Raw genomic sequence first — 17213 nt, forward strand, 5'->3', positions numbered from 1 at the left:
AATCCGAGGGGCGGCCGGTGCTTCACCTGGTAAGGACTCTCACCAGTGACGACCGGAGGCAACCGTGACCTCAGTGGACCGCGGGAACGACATCCGCGCAGAAGCATCCGCACCGCTCGACGCCGTGCACCGATGGCGGGCATTCGCGCTGCTCGCCGTGGCGTACTTCATGACCGCGGTCGATATGTTGATCGTCAACGTGGCGCTGCCGACGATCGGCGTCAAGCTGCACTTCGCCGAATCGGACCTGCAGTGGGTGGTGACCGCCTACGCGCTCACCTTCGGCGGCTTCCTCCTCCTCGGCGGGAGGACCTCCGACCTGCTCGGCCGCCGGCGGACGTTCACGGCCGGGCTCGCGCTCTTCACCGCGGCCTCGCTCGGGTGCGCGCTGGCGAGCAGCGGCACGTTGCTGATCGTCATGCGCGGGATCCAGGGCTTGGGCGCCGCCGCGGTGCTGCCCGCCGCGCTCTCCCTCGTGATGAACATGTTTCCCGAGGGCGCCGAGCGTAACAAGGCGCTCGGTATCTGGGGCGCCGTCGGCGCCAGCGGAGCGACATTCGGCGTGCTCGCCGGCGGCGTTCTCACCCGGTATGCCGGCTGGCCCAGCATCTTCTACCTGAACGTCGCCATCGGTGCGGCCGCGCTGCTGCTGACCCGGAAACTGCTGCCGGAAAGCAGGCTGCCGGCCACGCGCCGCCGCTACGACGTGCCCGGCGCGCTCACCGTGACCGGTTCCCTGGTGCTTGCGGTCTACGCGATTTCGCAAGCACCGGCCGTCGGGTGGAGCGCCGCTCGGACCGTGGCCCTGCTCGCCGTCTCTGCGGTTCTGCTGGCCGCGTTCGTCATGCTCGAAGCCAGGGCGCAGGCACCGCTTCTGCCGCTGCGGCTCTTCCGGCTCAAGACCCTCGCCGGGTCCAACGCCGTCGGCTTCCTGCTCGGGGCGGCCTTTTACGGCTACATCTTCATCGGCACCCTCTACATGCAAGAAGTGCTGCGCTACTCCGCCATGACGACCGGCCTGGCCTGGCTGACCGTCGGCCTGACCGGTGTGGTTCTCGCCGGCCCGGCCCAGATCCTGGTGACCCGCGCGTCGGTCAGGCTGGTGATGGCGGCCGGGATGACCCTCACCGGGGCCGGGATCCTGTGGGCCACGCAGGCGCCCGTGCACGGCGGTTTCTGGGCGAACCTGGCCGGCCCCTTCTTCCTCACCGGGACCGTCACCTGGGCGTTCATCCCGGTATCGATCGGAGGCCTGGTCGGCGTCGCCGAGCGGGACGCGGGCGTCGCCTCAGGGCTCATCGACTCCTCCCAGCAACTCGGCGGTGCGCTCGGGATCGCCGTCGCGTCAACCGTCGCCGCCGCGCGAACCCGCGGGATGCTCGGGAGCGGCCATGGCGCCGCGGACGCGCTCACCGGAGGATTCCATGAGGCGTTGTGGGTATGCGGGCTCATCGGCCTGGCCGCCGTCCCCGTGGCCCTCTTCCGCGTCCGGCGCGTCGCGGAGCCGGATCGGCTAAGCCGCTAGCCGAGGACCCGGGTCGTGCACCACCGGCATGGTCAATCGACAGCGACACGGTGGGGCGCGACCCGGCTCAGCCGGCACCCTCGCAGAGCACTGCTTCGGCCGCCGCTTCCGGCTCCTCGCCGGCCGGGCGGGCGGGCAACTGTCGATCGCGGGCGACGGCGGAGCGCAGCAGTGCGACGGGAACCAGCACGTAGCACACGGCCAGGATCCACATGGCGGTGCGCACCCCCAGGATCGAGCCGACGGCGCCGGCGGCCAGGGCGCCGACCGGGATGAAACCGTCGCCCAGTACGCGGGAAGCGGCCACGACCCTGGTGAGCAGCCGCGGCTGACAGTAGCTCTGGACGAAGCTGCCGGCCAGGACGCTGCAGAGCGCGATCCCGACGCCCATGGCAACCGCACCCAGGGCGAAGAAGCCGAGCCGCCAGCCGTCCGCGGACAGCGGCAGGAGCAGGGCGAACGGCGCCGAACCGGCTTGGGCCGCCAGCAGGGCGCGGGCGGACCCCAGCCGCCGGGCCGCCGGCCGGGCGAGCATCGCGCCGAGCACGCCGCCCAGGCTGCCGATGCCGATGACCAGTCCGGCCGCGCCGGCCGGGACGTGCTCGGTGCGCACGAGGAACACCACCCGCAGTGCCGCGATGCCCTGCAGCAGGCAGTTCATCGCGGCAGGCAGCCAGGTGAGGGTACGCAGATACGGATCATGGCGGATGACGGAGATACCCTCGAGCGCCGGACGCAGTACGCCGCGCCGGTCGGCGACCCGCGGCCGGTGTTCGGCCGGCGGACGGATGCCGAGCAGGCAGAGCGCCGAGACGAAGAAGGTCATCACATCCACCGCTATCCCGGTGACCGCGCCGGCCGCCTGGGCGATGGTCCCGCCGAGGCCCGGACCGGCGAATCGGGCCCCCTGCGCGCCGGCCTGCAACGCGCCGTTCCCCTCGACCAGCGCGGACGCCGGGACCAGCTCTGGCAGCAGGCTCCGGTACGCGATCGAGAAGAACACCGCGCTCCCACCCGCCAGCAGCGCAGCGATGAGCAGGTGCGCGTAGGTCAGGACGTGCAGCCAGGCCGCCACCGGGACACTGAGCAGGACGACCGCCGAGACGACGTCGCACACGAGCAGGGTCGTGCGATGTGGCCATCGGTCGGCCAGCGCCCCGGCCGGCAGGCCGATCAGCAGCCAGGGCAACCAGGTTGCCGCGGTCAGCGCGGCCACGGCCAAGGTGCTCGCGTGCAGCGTGATCACCGCGACCAGCGGCAGCGCCACGGTCGTGATCGCGCTGCCCATGGCGCTGGTCGTCTCGCCGAACCAGAGCAGGCCGAAGTCGCGTGTGCGCAGCAGCCCACCCCGCCGGCGCCCCGCCTCCGTGCCCGGCCGGGCGCGCCGCGTCTCCGCACTACCCGCCATACCGGCCGTCCCTTCGCTGCCGAGTCCATGCGCTTCGCCGACAACGTACTGAAACGGACACTATCCGGGCGCGCGAGTTCGCTCAGAGCAGAGAAGTGAACCCGAGACTCCTGCGGAAGATCTCCCGTGCTGGCCCGTGCCCGTGCTCCCCGCGCAGTGGGTCATCCCCTGCGACGCTGACCAGCGCGTACGGCTCATCGGGGGAGAACGTGACAGCACGCCCGCCGATGTAGCCGAGCTCCACGTGGGTGACGTGACTCGACGCCACGTCGATGACGGTGTGGCGTACGTGGCCTGGGTGTTCGCCACGGACACCCGGGCGCCCGAGGGCTCGATGGCGACGCTGTAGGGGAGTGCGCTCTTGCCGACATCGATCGCCTCGAGGGCCGAGACCGACTCCGGACCGCCCGTGGCCAGGCCCGCCTAGCTCATCCGGAACCAGTACCAGACGGCTCAGCCTGGCCTCGAGCGCAGCGTTCGAGCCGAGCCCGGAATCGCAGACGTATGTTGACGTCGGTGCGCCGCTGGCCCAGTATGAGCACGCTGTCGCGTTGACCTCGGGTGGGGGCGACGATGTCGCGTCCACTGGGGCGGACTCGCGGAGAACGAACCCGGAAAGGCGAGCATGCACGTCAGAACCGACGCGCTTCCCGAAAGCAGCCCGTCCTCGCAAGGTATCGACTCGCGCCGGATCACGGAGTTCCTGGACGCGCTCGAGGCGGAGCCGGGGATCGAACCGCACAGCGTGATGATTCTGCGGCACGGGAGCGTTGTGGCACAGGGCTGGTGGGCGCCGTACACCGCCGACCGCAGGCAGTTGCTGTACTCGCTGAGCAAGAGTTTCACCGCGGCGGCCGCAGCGTTCGCCTGCGCCGAGGGCAGGCTGCGCCTCGACGATCCGGTGGTGGCCTACTTCCCGGAGTTCGAGGCGGAGATCACCGATCCGCGCAGCCGGCGGATCCTCGTGCGACACGTGCTGTCGATGGCCAGCGGGCACCGTGCAGAGCAGTGGGACGACGCCGTGGACCGGGACCCGGCCGAGCCGGTCCGCGGCTTCCTGCTGAGCGGGCCGGACGGCGAGCCCGGCAGCGTCTTCGCCTACAACCAGCCGTGTACGTTCACGCTCGCCTCGATCGTGCAGCGGGTGGCGGGGGAGCGACTGGTCGACTACCTGCGTCCGCGTCTGTTCGAGCCGCTCGGCATCGGCGAGGTGGCGTGGCAGGAGTATGAGCGGGGGCGCGACCTCGGCTTCACCGGGCTGCACGCGACGACGGACGCGATCGCCCGGCTGGGACAGCTCTATCTCCAGGGCGGGGTGTGGAACGGCGTCCGGCTGTTGCCGCAGGAGTGGGTCGAGCAGGCGACGCGGACGCAGGTCGCCAACGGGCTGGACCCGGCGTCGGACTGGTCGCAGGGCTACGGGTTCCAGTTCTGGATGTCCCGGCACGGCTTCCGCGGCGACGGCGCGTACGGGCAGTACTGCTTGATCCTGCCGGAACAGGACGCGGTGGTCGCCATGACGTCGCAGACCGCCGACATGCAGCGCGTGCTCGATCTGGCCTGGGAGCATCTGCTGCCGGCCTTCGACGGCCAGGGCCCGGCCGCGGCCGACGCCGAGACGGCGGAGCAGGCCGACGCCTCCCTGGCCCGTCGTCTTGGCGAACTGTCCGTCCCGCCGTGCACGGGCGCCCCGGCTCCGCGCGGGGTGGCCGACGCCGCCGCGGCGGACGGTCTCGTCTTCTCGGCCGAGACGGACGGCGCAGGACGACCGGTCTCCCGGCTGCGCCTGGAGCAGAGCCCTGATAAGTCGGGTGACTGGAACCTCGTGATCACGGAGGACGCCGGCCGCGTCGATCCGTCCGATGCCGGATACGAGGATTTTCCGCGCGGCACGCTGACGTTGCGGCTGGCCCCGGGCGGAGGCTGGACCGTGTCCGCGCCGGACGAGATTCCGACCGCGGTGAGCGGCGGCTGGGTCGATACGAACACGCTCAGCTTCGCCGTGCTGTTCCTCGAGACGCCGCACAGCATCCACGTGACCTGCGACCTCGCACGGGGCACGGTCGACTCTTACTTCAGAACCGTGCCGCTCAGCACCGGCACCCTGACCCGGCTCCGCGCACCACGGATAGCGTGACGGGTCAGCATCTGGGTTCGGGGCCTTCGTCGATGGAGAGCGCTAACTGCAGGGCTGTGCGGACGAAATCGTCCAGTGTTGTATCAAGAAGTTTATGGACCCTGATCCAGCGAGTGGATCCGGATCCGGCGTGTGCCGTGCTCGATGAACACCAGCACGAAGAGCCGTTCGAGCAGGGCTGAGTCCACGTGCGGGAAGTCCGTTGCGGCCGCCTGAGCGCAACCGTGCAAGGCCGCACCGCCGGAGACGTCCGGCGCTTCGCAAAGCATCCGCTCTCTGCTCCACGCATCGCGCGGTGCTGGAAGGCGTCGCGGCAGGCGGCGGAGCGCGGCCCGGCACCTTGCGCCCGGCAGTCCCCGAAATCGCCGGAAGCCCTTGACGGCCGGGGTGTGGGTGCCTAATCTCCCCATCTGAGGTTAGGAAACTTTCTTAACAAGAAGCCGGGGTCCGCGTGCAGCGCCCATCGGGCACCCGCCGCAGCCCCTCTCATCCGCACACGTACGCGGGCCGCCGGTACCGCCGCATATTCGCAATACCCGCACATGCACCGCGATGACACCCGCACAGCCACTGCCCGTCCACACCCACCGGAGGATCAGGTATGCCCAGTGGCGTTCGCAAAGCACTGATTATCGGCGTAGCCGCCCTGCTGTCCGGCGCCGCCGCGGCGGCCGGAGTCGTCGGGGCCTCTCCGGCCGCGGCCGCGGCAGCCGCGTTCCCAGCCCACTACTCCGCGCCGTACCTGCAGATCGACAGCTCGGACGCGGGCGACATGTCCGCCGACATGAGCGCGAGCGGCGACAAGTTCTACACCCTCGCGTTCCTCACGCCCTCCTCCGGCTGCACGCCCGAGTGGGAGGACGGCGGCGACTCGCTCGGCGCGTTCACCTCGCAGGTCAGCGCGGTGCAGTCGGCTGGCGGAAACGTCATCATCTCCTTCGGCGGCGAGGCCGGCGGCGAGCTCGCGCAGACCTGCACCTCGGTCTCCAGCCTGGAAGCGGCCTACGCGAAGGTCGTGAGCACCTACCACGTGACCCGGCTCGACTTCGACATCGAAGGCTCAGTGCTCGACGACACCACGTCGAACGCGCGGCGCGACCAGGCGCTCGCCGAGCTCCAGGCGGCCAACCCGGCTGTGCAGATCGACTTCACGATCCCGGTCGACCCGACCGGCCTGGAGTCCGACGCGACCGCGCTGCTCAAGGACGCGCACAGCAAAGGCGTCGCGGTCAACCTCGTCAACATCATGACGATGGACTTCGGCGACGGGCAGAACGCGCTCAACGACGCCGAGTCGGCGGCGAAGGACACAGTGCCCCAGCTCGAAAGCGCCTTCGGCTCCTCCTCAACGCAGGCCTGGAACATGCTCGGGCTCACTCCCATCGCCGGCCAGAACGACGACAACGAGGACTTCACCCAGTCCAACGCCTCCACTCTGGAGAGCTTCGCCGCCTCCAACGGCGTGCAGGAACTGTCGTTCTGGGAAGTCGACGGCTACGACAAGCCGCTCGGCTACGCGTACTCGAAGGTCTTCAACAAGATCACCAGCGGATCGTCCTCCGGCGGGGGCGGCAGCAGCGGCTTCCCGAGCGGCTACCACCAGCTGGTCGTGCAGAACAGCGGGCTTTGCATCGAGGTGAACGGCAACAGCACCGCGAACAACGCCGTCATCGACCAGTGGACCTGCAAGTCCACCAGCAACACGAACCAGGAGTTCCAGTTCGTGTCGGCCTCCGGCGGCTACGGCGAGCTGCAGAACGAGAACAGCGGCAAGGACATCGTCGTGCAGAGCGCCTCGACCGCCCAGGGCGCCGAGATCATCCAGTACACCCAGAACGGCTCGGCCAACGGGCTCTGGCTGCCGATCCAGGAGTCCGACGGCACCTGGCAGTTCAAGAACCAGAACAGCGGCCTGTGCCTGGACCAGGCCGGCGCCGTCACCACCCAGGGCGTCCAGTTCGACCAATGGACCTGCAAATCCGGCACAGGCAACAACCAGGACTTCGCTACCCGGTGATACAGCGCTGAGTGACGAAGTACTGGACGGGGCCCTCGGCGGGTGGTCACCCACGACTCGCCGGGGCCTCGGCCGATCGGCTTGATGAGGTCGGTGACCACCGAACCGTGCGGCGCTTGTGCTCGACGGCCCGGCGGATGAAGTGGCTGGTCTCTTCGCGGTAGTGCCGAGAGGCTTTGGGATCCGCGGTCGAGGTCACCGTGTGGGTCGTCGTGTCTTTGTTGACCACGGTGATTTTGGCCCGGGGTGAGACGGTCAGGACGGCCGGGTGAACGTGAAGCCCTCTATGACGATGGTGTCAGGGCTCGTAGTCGGTGTGGTTGTCGTGACGGCCGGGGCCGGGTTGCTTGAGTTCGAGGAGCAGCCGGCTGTGGCCGACCGGGGCGCCTCGCAGCGAGGGCAATGCGGTGCACGGTCGTTTCTTTTCATCAACGCTATGACAGTCGGGCGGCCCGAAGCCGAATGGGGCTGTCCGCGGGGCGCGGCGGTGGCCGTCGGCGCGCCCCGCGGACAGGATCGTGGGCCGCGGTGCTACACGGTGAGCAGGGCGGGGCTCGCGGCCATGCTGGTGCCGAGGAAGGCGTCGGGGACCGGGTAGTTGCCGAGGACGAAGTTCAGGACCGCGGCGTGCATCGCCTCGACCGGCGCGATGGATGCGGCGGTGGCGATGCCTGCGGCGCTTGAGACGTGGGCGGTGGCGAACAGGTAGGTCTCGGCGGCCTGGTTCTCGAGTTCCAGGGCGAGCTTCGCGACCGCGCCGACACTGGTGGCCGCGCCCAGGGCCCGGATGGTGGCGGGCTGGTTCGTCAGCGGCACGTTCGTGATCGCCGGTACGCCGGCGCCGGTGAGTACCGCGTTCCACGCCTTGGCATGGTCCTGATGCTGGCTCATCGCGGTCTGGACGAAGGTGGCCACCGCCGGGGGCACGGTGCCGAGCTTGCCGGCCTGCGCGGCGGTCAGCGCGGCCTTGTAGGCGCCGACGGCCTGGTTCTCGAGCGCGACGACCTTCAGGTCGCTGGTGTAGGGGCTGTTCATCGCCGAGCCCGAGGATGCGGCTCGCGTGTTCGGGTTCTGCGTGCCCGACCCGCTCGCGTTCGAGCTGTTCGAGCTGTTCGAAGAGCATGCGGCGAGGGCGAGCGCGACGCCCGTTCCGCCAAGGCCGAGGAGGAATCCGCGGCGTCCGACGCGGCTGTCCGCGGCTGCGATGGCACCGTTGTCGTGCAGTTCCTCGACGAGGTCGGCGGCCCGGGCCTGCATCGTCGGGTACGCGGTGCGGTGAGCGTCGTCGAACTCGCGGGTCATCGCGGTCAGGGCGGCTTCGCTGACGGGCAATTGCCAGTCGGAGGTGTGGCTCACGACACGGCCCCTTCGCTGATCGGGGAGGCTTTGGTGGTCGGGTAGAACGCGACGGGGATGCCGACGCTGCCGGCTGCGGCGGGCAGTTTGGCGGCGTCGGTCGGGATCGTGATCAGGTCGGCGTCGTTCGCATTCATCAGCGCCTGCACGGAGAGCAGCACGGTGCGGTGTTGGGCCTCGACCGGGGCGACGGAGCCGAACAGGGTGCGCAGCGAGGCGGTGGAGGCGAGCGAGACGTACTTGGCGTAGGTCTGCGCCGCCACGTCCTCGAGGGTGAGGGCGAGCGCGACGACGTCGCCGGGGTTCTTGATGTTCGGCAGCGCGGACTTGACCACGGCCGCGTACTTCGGGTCGGGGTTGTTCTGGGTCTTGGCGCCGGCCTGGGTGAGAGCGGCGTTGAACGCCGCGGCGTGTGCTTGGTGCTGCGCGGTGGTCTTGGTAATGAATGCCGCGACGGTGGCATTGCCGGATTTGATGAAGTCGAGGCCCGCGGCGGTGGTGTACACCGAGACCGCGAGGTTCTCGATGGACGCGGCGGTCTGCAGTGCCATGACGTCGTTGGCGTTCGGACTCGGCGAGGCGGAATCCGCGCTCGCGCGTGTGGCGCCGACCAGCAGGGCTCCGGCGCCGAGCAGGCTCGCGGCCCACGCGCTCGGACCGCGGCCGCCATGGGCGCGGGCGTCGCGCCGCTCTTCGGCGAAATCGCCGAGCGCGGCGGCGGTGATGCGGGTGGCGTCGCTGTGCAGGTCCTGGGACTGCTCGGTCAGCTCTGAAAGCAGCCGGGTGTCGATGGCTTGGCCATCCATCGCGGTCTCCCTCTCGTGTGTGATCTCAGGCCGGCGATGAACCGGCCCTCCGAGCCCTCCATTCGGCGAGCGCGGTCGCCCGGATTGCTTCCCGGCCCGCATACGCCCACGGATTCACGCGACGGAGTGGCGCGGGCATCCGACGCGTCCGCGGTTGCGAAAAGGCAGAGGCGGGCCGGGCGGCCCGCAGGAAAGGAACCTCCGGGATGAGGTTCCTCACGAGTGGCCTGCGTGATGAAGAAAGCCGAGCGGAGTGCCTGAGCAGCCGACATGGTTACCGGAGATGGGTGATGAGGAGTGCGCCTTCCCACCATCGGGTTCGGCCAATGACTGCGGCTGCAAACCAAAGGTGGGCTGGGCGAGGGGCGCCCATTCAAGGGGCTATGCCGGGGACTACCAGTTACGCGTTCCGCTGGGCCGACCGCGCCCGCAGTCGCAGCGGCGGCAAGATGCCGATCGCGGCGACCGCCTCGGTGGCGACCCGCGAGGCGCCGGCGCTCGCCTGTACCCCCGGAGTGGCCCGCGGCTGCACCGCGATTCACGAAGACCGAGCCCTGGCCGCGCATTACACCTGGGTCTCGAACACAGTCGCCTGGATGAGCGCGGAGCACCCCTCCTCGGTCCTTGCCCTGACTCAGGCTCAGACGGTGTGCGGGTGCAGCAGGTCCTCCAGGCCGATGCGGTTGAGGAATCGCTCTCGAATGCGGTCGGCCACGAGCGAGACCTCCTCGGAACCGTCGTTGGCCGGGTCGACGTGGACCCGGAAGGGGCGGTTGCCGTGCGGGGTGTCGACGACCTCGACGACGGCGTCGGCTACCTGGGAGACGTCCGCGTCCGCCGGGGCGAGCTCCGCCAGGCGCTGGGAGACTTGATCCATCAGACCCGCGTAGCGCTCGTCGTAGGCCTTGACCGTCTCCTGATCCGCCGGGCGGCCGCTGGTAGCGAAGTGCTGGGTGCCCGAGGTGAACGAGCCCGGCACGACGATGGTGGTCTCGATGTTGAATCGGGCCAGTTCCGCGGCGTAGCTCACGGCCAGCGCATCCATGCCGGCCTTGGCCGCGAAGTAGGGCGCGAGGTAAGGCGGGGTGCCGCCCTTCGTACTGGTTGAACCGATCCACAGCACCAGGCCCTCGCCCTGCCGGCGCAGGACCGGTAGCGCCGCCCGGTTCACGCGCTGGGTGCCGAGGACATTGGTGTCGTATACGGAGTCGATCTCCTCGGCGCTCCACGCCTCGGTGGGGCCGATGACCATGTGGCCCGCGTTGTGCACGACGACATCGAGCCGGCCCTGCTCCTCGACGATCTTCGCGATCGCGGCATCGGCGGACTGCTGCGAGAGCACGTCGAGTTCGACGGTGTGCAGGTCCACGCCGTGTTCCTTTGCGTAGGCGGCGGTTTCGGCGACACGCTCGGCGTTGCGGCCGGTGGTCGCGCGCATGCCCGCGTAAACGGTGTGGCCGGCCGCGGCGAGCGCGCGGGCGCTCAAGGCTCCGAAGCCAGAGCCCGCGCCGGTGATGACGACGACCTTGCTCATGGAAGACTCCTGACGAGGTTGACGTACGGAGCTGCTTCGCGGATCGCGGACCGGGGGTCAGAAGACGATGACCGAGCGGCCATGGCTTCGCCCCTCGGCCATCGCCTTGAGCGCGGCAGGCGCATCGTCCAGGCTGATCCGCGTGACCTCGGGGTAGATGCCGTGCTGGTGGGAGAACGTGAGCGTGTCGCGCAGGTCGTGCGGCGAACCGGAGGGGTTGGCCATCACGTGCAGTCGGTTGAGCACCATGGGCTGGGTCGGCACCGTCACCGGATCCTCGCCATAGCCGCATAGCACCAGGGTCCCGTCGGGGGCCAGGCCGCCGAGGGTGGCTGTGGCCGCCGCGGTGGAGGGCGCAGCGTTGAGGATCACTTCGGCGCCGCCGTCCCATTCCTTGAGCGCGGCGGCCGGATCGGTCTCGGCGCTGGCGATGAACAATTCCGCGCCGAGTCGTTCGGCCTCGTCGTGAGCGCGATCGGAGCGGCCGACGACCGCGACGCGTGCGCCCATGGCGACCGCGTAGCGCACGGCCATGGTGCCGACGCCGCCGAGGCCGATCACCGCGACCCGGGAGCTGGGCGTCGTGCCCGCCCGGCGCAGCCCGTTGAACGCGGTGATACCCGCGCACATCAGCGGTGCACCGGCGACCGGGTCCAATCCGGCCGGCAGCGGCGTGACGAAACCTGCCTTGAGCAGCGCGTACTGTGCATAACCTCCGTTGGCCACGATGCCGGTGATCCGCTTGTCGGGACACAGGATCTGCTCGCCGCGCACGCAGTAGTCGCAATGCCCGCACGAGTCGTACAGGAACTGCGCGCCGACAGCGGTGCCCACCTCGGGGAAGGCCACGCCGGGGCCGACGGCGGCGATGGTGCCGGTGATCTCATGGCCGGGGACGACGGGGAAGCGGGCGAACGGATAGTGGCCCTGCAGCAGGCCGAGATCGGTGAAGCACACGCCGCAGGCGGTGAGCTTCACCAGCACCTCGCCGAACCCGGGTTCGGGCACATCCAGGTCGGTGATCGAAAGCGGTTGGTCGACAGCGGTGGCGATGGCAGCTCGCACGGGGACATCCCCTCTATCCGGTTGTCGGGTCGTGGCGGTCGATGCTCGCAGCCGGCATGGGCTCGCAGGGTGACGGGCCGCTCACTCCCAGTCCTATCATCGAATCGATCAGTTTTCAGCGGAGGCCGTCGGCCTTCGAAATTGCACAGGTGGTGATCGGTACCGCCCGCACATCGCCGAAACCGGGTGGATGGGAGCCGCCACGGTCGCGTCACGAGGACGGGACCTGCGCTGAAGCGCTGTCGTCGGGTGGTCTGGCGGCTGCACGTGGGCGCGGTGCTGAGCGTGACGGCCGATGCTGCGGGCTGGGAGCAGATCCCCAAGATCGCCACAGTGTGCCGATTTCGCTGTCGAACGCTCGGCGTTCGTGCTCATGGACCCGACGGCCCGGAACCCGGCTTGATGTTCTGGTTGCCGTGGAAGAGGTTGTCCGGGTCGTACTGCTGCTTCACTCGCGCCAAGCGGTCGTAGTTTCCGCGGTACGTGGCCTGGACCCGGTCCTGCGGTTCCTCCTGCCCGATGAAGTTGACGTAGGAGCCGCCCATCGAGTGCGGGTGCAGTTCGCCCCAATAGTCGAGGCACCACTGCTTGATCGCGGCGGCGTTGGCCGGGTCGGGGTCGATCCCGCCGATGATGCCGGACCACGTCGCGTCGCGGTAGCTCCAGGCCGTGGCGTCGGGCGCGACCCGGTGAGCCGCCCCGTCGACGGGATACAGGTGCATCGTGGACAACGCGGTCGGGATCCTGCTGCCGAATCGTGCATGGATTTCGGCGGCCTCGTCACTGATCTGATCGAAGAAGTCGCCGCGCCAGTACCACTGGAGTCCGCGCGGCAGCAGCTCGTCGAACATGCTCTGCAGCATCGGGTAGGGCATCGGCGCCACGAACCGCAACGCCGGGTCGGGCGGCGCTCCCGCGGCGTTGAGAAGCTCGTTCAGGGCCTCGGCGCCCTCGGTGTGGTTCCAGATGACGCCGCAGACCTTGGTCAGGTGGATCTCCTCGGGGAACGGCGGCCCGGGCGGGACGACCAGCTCGGCGAAGAAGCCGCTGGCCTGCTCGGGGACCTGTGGCAGATACCTGCGGTACCACTCCAGCACCTCGCGGGCCCGCTCGATGGGCCACAGGGTGATCCCCACGCCGACCGTGTCCACCGGGTGCAGCCGGAACGTGAACGACGTGGCGACGCCGAAGTTTCCTCCGCCCCCGCGCAGGGCCCAGAACAAGTCCGTCTCGTGATCCTCGTCGGCGGTGACGAAGCTCCCGTCGGCCAGCACCACGTCGGCGGAGAGCAGATTGTCGACGGTCAGACCGTAGCTCCTGGTCAGGTGGCCGTGGCCGCCGCCGAGGGTGAGACCGGCGACGCCGGTGGTGGACATGATGCCCGTCGGCGTGGCCAAGCCGAACCCGTGGGAGGCGTGGTCGAGCTCGCCGAGCGTGGACCCTCCGGCGACCGTGGCGGTGCGGGATCGCGGGTCGACTCGGACGCCGCGCAGAGCCGACAGGTCCAGCGTGACCCCGTCGTCGATGAGGCCGAGCCCCGGACCGCTGTGCCCGCCGCCCATGACGGCGAGTTCCAACCCGCTCTCGCGCAGGAAACCCACGGCCGCCATGACGTCGGCGGCGTCCGCGCAGCGCACCAGCGCAGCCGGCCGCTTGTCGATCATCGCGTTGTAGACGCTTCGGGCCGAGTCGTAGTCCGGGTCGCCCGGGGCGACGATCGGGCCGCGCAGCGCGGTTCTCATCGGGTCCAAAACTGAGCTGTCCATGGAAAGACCTCCAGGCGGGTTCGGGCCGCTTCCGCGTGCTCGGGGCACGGCGATCGTGCTCGCCCCACAGCTGAACGTCTGGAAAATCTCGCCGCCGGGCAGAACCGACCCCGCGTTCGGAGCCCTGGGTTCAGGCGACCCCTCCCCGCCGCACCGCAACTCCTTCCAGCATCACCCGCCCGCCGTGCGCCTGCAACCTGGCGGCAGACGCCGTTGCCGACATCGCAGACCTGATCCCCGGCGGCGGCGGGGTCGTCGTCCTCGGGCTGCCGGAGGACGGCTCGGGTATGACCTGCTGGCGACGTCTTCGAGGCGGAGCGGTTCGTGATCTGGTCCGCGCCCGACCAAACGACCGGTGAGCTGCCGACATGGTCGCTCTTGCGGATGTCGACGACGACCGCATGGCCGAAGCGCGGCTGCGCTGCCAGGAGCATTTCGACGCCGGCTGAACCCGTTGACTTGTACTGGCTCGTTCAGCGGGCGTGTCTGCGTCAGCGGGATCCGACCCGGCCGTGCTCGCCCAGCGGCAGCTCCCGGGGTCGGCGACAGGTAGTAGTGGAAGCCATCAGGCCCCTGCGGGCGAGGCCGCCTCCCGGAGAGGCGCCTCGCGCCACAGGGGTCTGATATTCCTCTGGACCGCGGCGGGCTACTGACCGAAGGTGAGGTAGTTGATCTCCACGGGTCCGGTGCTGGTGATATAGACGGTCTGCGTCCCGCTTGGCTTCGGGTAGCAGCTGTTGGAGCTCGCCGTCCAAGTGTTGTTCCCGCTGGGGTACACGGTGCAGGCCGGGGAAGCCGAGGCGCTTCCGATCCGCACCTGGAGGTTGAGCCCGGGGGTCGCGTTCGCGACGCGGAATGAGACGCTGGCCGCGCCTGGCGAGCCGAACTGCACGCCGTTGAACGCGATGTAGCTGCCAGAGCCGGAGAGGCTTACCACGGTGCCACCGTCGCCGGCTTGGGTCGAGGCGCCGGATGCGGCGTTGAAGGACTCGGCCTCGATCTGCTGATAGGCGTTCCGGTTGCCGCTCCCGCCGCTTGGCGAGCTGGCCGAGGTCGTCGGTGTCGGCGACGAGGTGGGCGTGCCGCTGCTGCCGCCGGAGGTGACGGTGATGTTGGAGCTGCCGCTGCTCTGGTAGCCCTCGGTGGCGAGGATCTCGTAGTTGGGGGTGCCGAGGTTCAGGCCGATGCTCTTCCAGGCGTTGAAGATGTTGGACACGGTGATGGTGCCGCCGGTCCGCTTCGATTCACGGATCGCCCAGTACTGGTTGAACGTGGCGGTGCCCTGGATCGAGGGTTCGTTGGTGCGGGTGGTCTCGTACAGGTCGTAGGTGCTGCCGTCGCTGTTGACGGAGCCGAGCTTGGTGGCGCCGGAGCTCGGGTTGTAGTTGCCGTAGTTGTCGACGATGTAGTACTCGACGAGCGGGTTCGTGGTCCAGCCGTACAGCGAGAGGTAGCAGTTGCCGTTGCAGTTCCACGAGCCGGAGTAGGTCACGGTGTTGCTCGTGCCCGGGTTCCATCCGGTGCCGGCCACGACGTTCTGCGAGCCGGTGTTCCAGGTCAGGCTGTAGTTGCTGCCGGATCCGAGCGTCATCGTGGCGCCGCTGGCCTGCTCCCAGAACGAGTAGAAGTACCCGTTGTTGGTGCCGGTCGAGTTGGAAGTGATGGTTGTCGCGGCATCGGCGGTGCCGGGCATGACCGCAACGACTGCGGCCGCTGCCGCGGCGATGGCGGAGGTGATCAGTAAGCCGGTTCGGCGGCGGGCGCGGCTGCTGGTCGAACGGAGCGGAGCGTCGTTCATCGTGCGGGCTTCCTCCTCGTTTCAGGGGCGGCGAATGTCTCGGGGGCAGCACGGCATGGCGCGGCGTGGCCGTCGGCGTGCAGGTGACGGCCGTCGCGCGCCGGTTCGTGACGGGTGGGCGGAGATGGATCGGCCGACGTGGGCGACGGCCAGTAGTCCAGGCGCGGCAGGTGGCCCGGATTGCCAGCGGGTGTACGGGCAATGGCGAAAGTATTGGTCTGGCCCTGATGGGCTGTCAAGAACTTTCGGACTTATTTCGGAAATGATTTCGAGATCCGGCCGTATCTGGGTGCGGATTTCCCCAGGCGACGGCGGTGAAGAGTCCTTCAAGATCGAATTCATCCCGCCCGTACGCCCGAAGATATCGAGTGGCCGGGTAGGTCCGTATAGAAAGTTTCGCTAGTTGGGTCGATCGGGTGTCCGCCTCCGGGCAGCCTCAACCGATCACCGCGATCCCCGGCACGGCAGACACAGCGCTTCCGTCGGCCCAGCGCGACGCGCCTGACCAGCGCTACTCGTCTGCCGAAGGAAACGCCACGAATCAAAGCCCTCAAAAGGTAGATGCACGCCGGCGGTCAGGACTCGACCGCCGGCGTGGCGCGACTCGCATCTCGCAGTCCGGGTTCGCAGCAGCTTGTCGCAGGGGGCTAGGTGATCGTCTCGATCGCGGGCGGTCCGACGTGGTCGCGCAGGCCGAGGCGCAGGCGCTCGGAGTGGTAGACGGCGTCATCGAGGAGAGCGGCGACGTGGTTGTCGTAGCGGGCGTAGAGAGTGTTCTTGCCCTGCCGTGTGCCGGTGACGAGGCCGAGGTGGCGCAGCAGGCGCAGTTGGTGGGAGACGGCGGGCTGCTCCATGCCGACCTCGCGCGAGCGGTGGCTTCTGCGGGTGGGCCGTTTGCTGGAGGCGGGCTGACCCGTGCCAGTGTGTTCGTGTTGGGGCTCAGGCTTCGGGGATGTCGCGGCCGAAGGCTTCGAGGGTGATGGCGGCCGGTTCGGGCCCGCCGCGGGTGCCGGTGTCGAGGTTGTCGAGGGCGTGAAGTTCGGCGGGGGTGAGTTCGAAGTCGAAGACGTCGAAGTTCTCGGCGACGCGCTCAGGGCGCACGGACTTGGGGATCGCGGAACGGCCCTGCTGGAGGTGCCAGCGGAGCATGACCTGGGCGGGGGTCTTGCCGTGGGTAGCGGCGATGGCGGTGATGGCGGGGTCTTCGAAGGTGCTGGTGCCGGTGCCGCGGTAGCTGGTGATGCCGCCGATGGGCGACCACGCCTGGGTCAGGATGCCGCGGGCGGCATCGGCTGCTTGGACGGTGGGCTGGGTGAAGTAGGGGTGGACCTCGACCTGGTTGACCGCGGGGACCACCTCGGCCTGCTTGAGTAGCTCATCGAGGTGTTCGGGCATGAAGTTGCTGACACCGATGGCGCGGACCTTACCGTCGGCCAGCAGGCTCTCGAGCGCGCGGTACGCCTCTTGAGTGAGGTCGAAGCGGCTCGGCAGGGCCTGGTGGAGGATGAACAGGTCGATGGTCTCGACGCCGAGTTTGCCGGCGGACTTGTCGAAGGCGTGCAGGGTCTGGTCGTACCCGTAGTCGCTGATCCAGACCTTCGTCTCGATGAAGATCTCGTCGCGCGGCAACCCGGAGTTGCGGATGGCGTTGCCGACTTCGCGTTCGTTGGCGTAGGCGGCGGCGGTGTCGATGAGCCGGTAGCCGCTCTCCAGCGCGGAGGTGACGGCCTGCTCGGTGACCTCGGGGGGTGTCTGGAAGACGCCGAAGCCCAGGGTGGGCATGTTCACGCCGTTGTTCAAG

General features: G+C 69.2%; 12 protein-coding genes and 1 pseudogene. 3 read left to right on the forward strand and 10 right to left on the reverse strand.

Annotation, left to right across the window (positions count from 1 at the left end; translation table 11 throughout):
• The first annotated feature begins 64 nt into the window (after positions 1–64).
• Positions 65–1525 (forward strand): MFS transporter, encoded by a 1461-nt coding sequence (locus ACTRO_RS02450; protein ID WP_157435663.1) that lies wholly within the window; start codon positions 65–67, stop codon positions 1523–1525.
• Positions 1526–1592: 67 nt separating this feature from the next.
• Here ACTRO_RS02450 and ACTRO_RS02455 read toward each other — a convergent pair whose 3' ends face one another.
• On the reverse strand, positions 1593–2933 hold the full coding sequence (locus ACTRO_RS02455; protein WP_051450188.1) for an MFS transporter: 1341 nt from the start codon (positions 2931–2933) through the stop codon (positions 1593–1595).
• Positions 2934–3558: 625 nt separating this feature from the next.
• Here ACTRO_RS02455 and ACTRO_RS02465 point away from each other — a divergent pair.
• Positions 3559–5070, forward strand: coding sequence for a serine hydrolase domain-containing protein (locus ACTRO_RS02465; protein ID WP_034260846.1), 1512 nt, complete (start codon positions 3559–3561; stop codon positions 5068–5070).
• A gap of 92 nt (positions 5071–5162) precedes the next feature.
• Here the strand turns inward: ACTRO_RS02465 and ACTRO_RS46690 are convergent, their stop codons facing one another.
• Positions 5163–5339: a hypothetical protein gene (locus ACTRO_RS46690; RefSeq protein WP_157435664.1), complete on the reverse strand. Its 177-nt coding sequence runs from the start codon at positions 5337–5339 to the stop codon at positions 5163–5165.
• A gap of 332 nt (positions 5340–5671) precedes the next feature.
• On the opposite strand from ACTRO_RS46690, the gene ACTRO_RS02470 reads away from it, so the two are divergent.
• Complete coding sequence (locus ACTRO_RS02470) at positions 5672–7087, forward strand: RICIN domain-containing protein (protein ID WP_051450189.1); 1416 nt, start codon at positions 5672–5674, stop codon at positions 7085–7087.
• 531 nt (positions 7088–7618) lie between these two features.
• Here ACTRO_RS02470 and ACTRO_RS02475 read toward each other — a convergent pair.
• The 8 genes and pseudogenes from ACTRO_RS02475 to ACTRO_RS02510 all read right to left on the reverse strand — a co-directional run bounded on the left by ACTRO_RS02475 (position 7619) and on the right by ACTRO_RS02510 (position 17194).
• The gene (locus ACTRO_RS02475; RefSeq protein WP_034260848.1) at positions 7619–8443 is read right to left on the reverse strand and encodes a ferritin-like domain-containing protein; all 825 of its coding nucleotides are present in this window, start codon (positions 8441–8443) and stop codon (positions 7619–7621) included.
• The gene (locus tag ACTRO_RS02480; protein WP_034260850.1) at positions 8440–9249 is read right to left on the reverse strand and encodes a ferritin-like domain-containing protein; all 810 of its coding nucleotides are present in this window, start codon (positions 9247–9249) and stop codon (positions 8440–8442) included. Before ACTRO_RS02480 ends, ACTRO_RS02475 begins: the two co-directional genes overlap by 4 nt.
• 640 nt (positions 9250–9889) lie before the next feature.
• Positions 9890–10783, reverse strand: a complete 894-nt coding sequence (locus ACTRO_RS02485) for an SDR family oxidoreductase (protein WP_034260852.1) — start codon at positions 10781–10783, stop codon at positions 9890–9892.
• Between the two features lie 57 nt (positions 10784–10840).
• Positions 10841–11848: an alcohol dehydrogenase catalytic domain-containing protein gene (locus ACTRO_RS02490; RefSeq protein WP_034260854.1), complete on the reverse strand. Its 1008-nt coding sequence runs from the start codon at positions 11846–11848 to the stop codon at positions 10841–10843.
• Between the two features lie 371 nt (positions 11849–12219).
• Entirely contained in the window at positions 12220–13614 is a 1395-nt protein-coding gene (locus ACTRO_RS02495; RefSeq protein ID WP_034260856.1) for an FAD-binding oxidoreductase, read from the reverse strand.
• Between the two features lie 646 nt (positions 13615–14260).
• Positions 14261–15412 carry a glycoside hydrolase family 11 protein gene (locus ACTRO_RS02500; RefSeq protein ID WP_063627914.1) on the reverse strand — a complete coding sequence of 384 codons (1152 nt, stop codon included), beginning with the start codon at positions 15410–15412 and terminating at the stop codon, positions 14261–14263.
• 647 nt (positions 15413–16059) lie between these two features.
• Positions 16060–16275 (reverse strand): annotated as a pseudogene (locus tag ACTRO_RS02505) (ArsR/SmtB family transcription factor); the annotation flags it as partial.
• A gap of 76 nt (positions 16276–16351) precedes the next feature.
• Positions 16352–17194 (reverse strand): aldo/keto reductase, encoded by an 843-nt coding sequence (locus tag ACTRO_RS02510; RefSeq protein WP_051452277.1) that lies wholly within the window; start codon positions 17192–17194, stop codon positions 16352–16354.
• Positions 17195–17213: the final 19 nt, after the last annotated feature.

Origin of the sequence: Actinospica robiniae DSM 44927 (assembly GCF_000504285.1) — a bacterium.
GTDB classification, from domain to species: domain Bacteria; phylum Actinomycetota; class Actinomycetes; order Streptomycetales; family Catenulisporaceae; genus Actinospica; species Actinospica robiniae.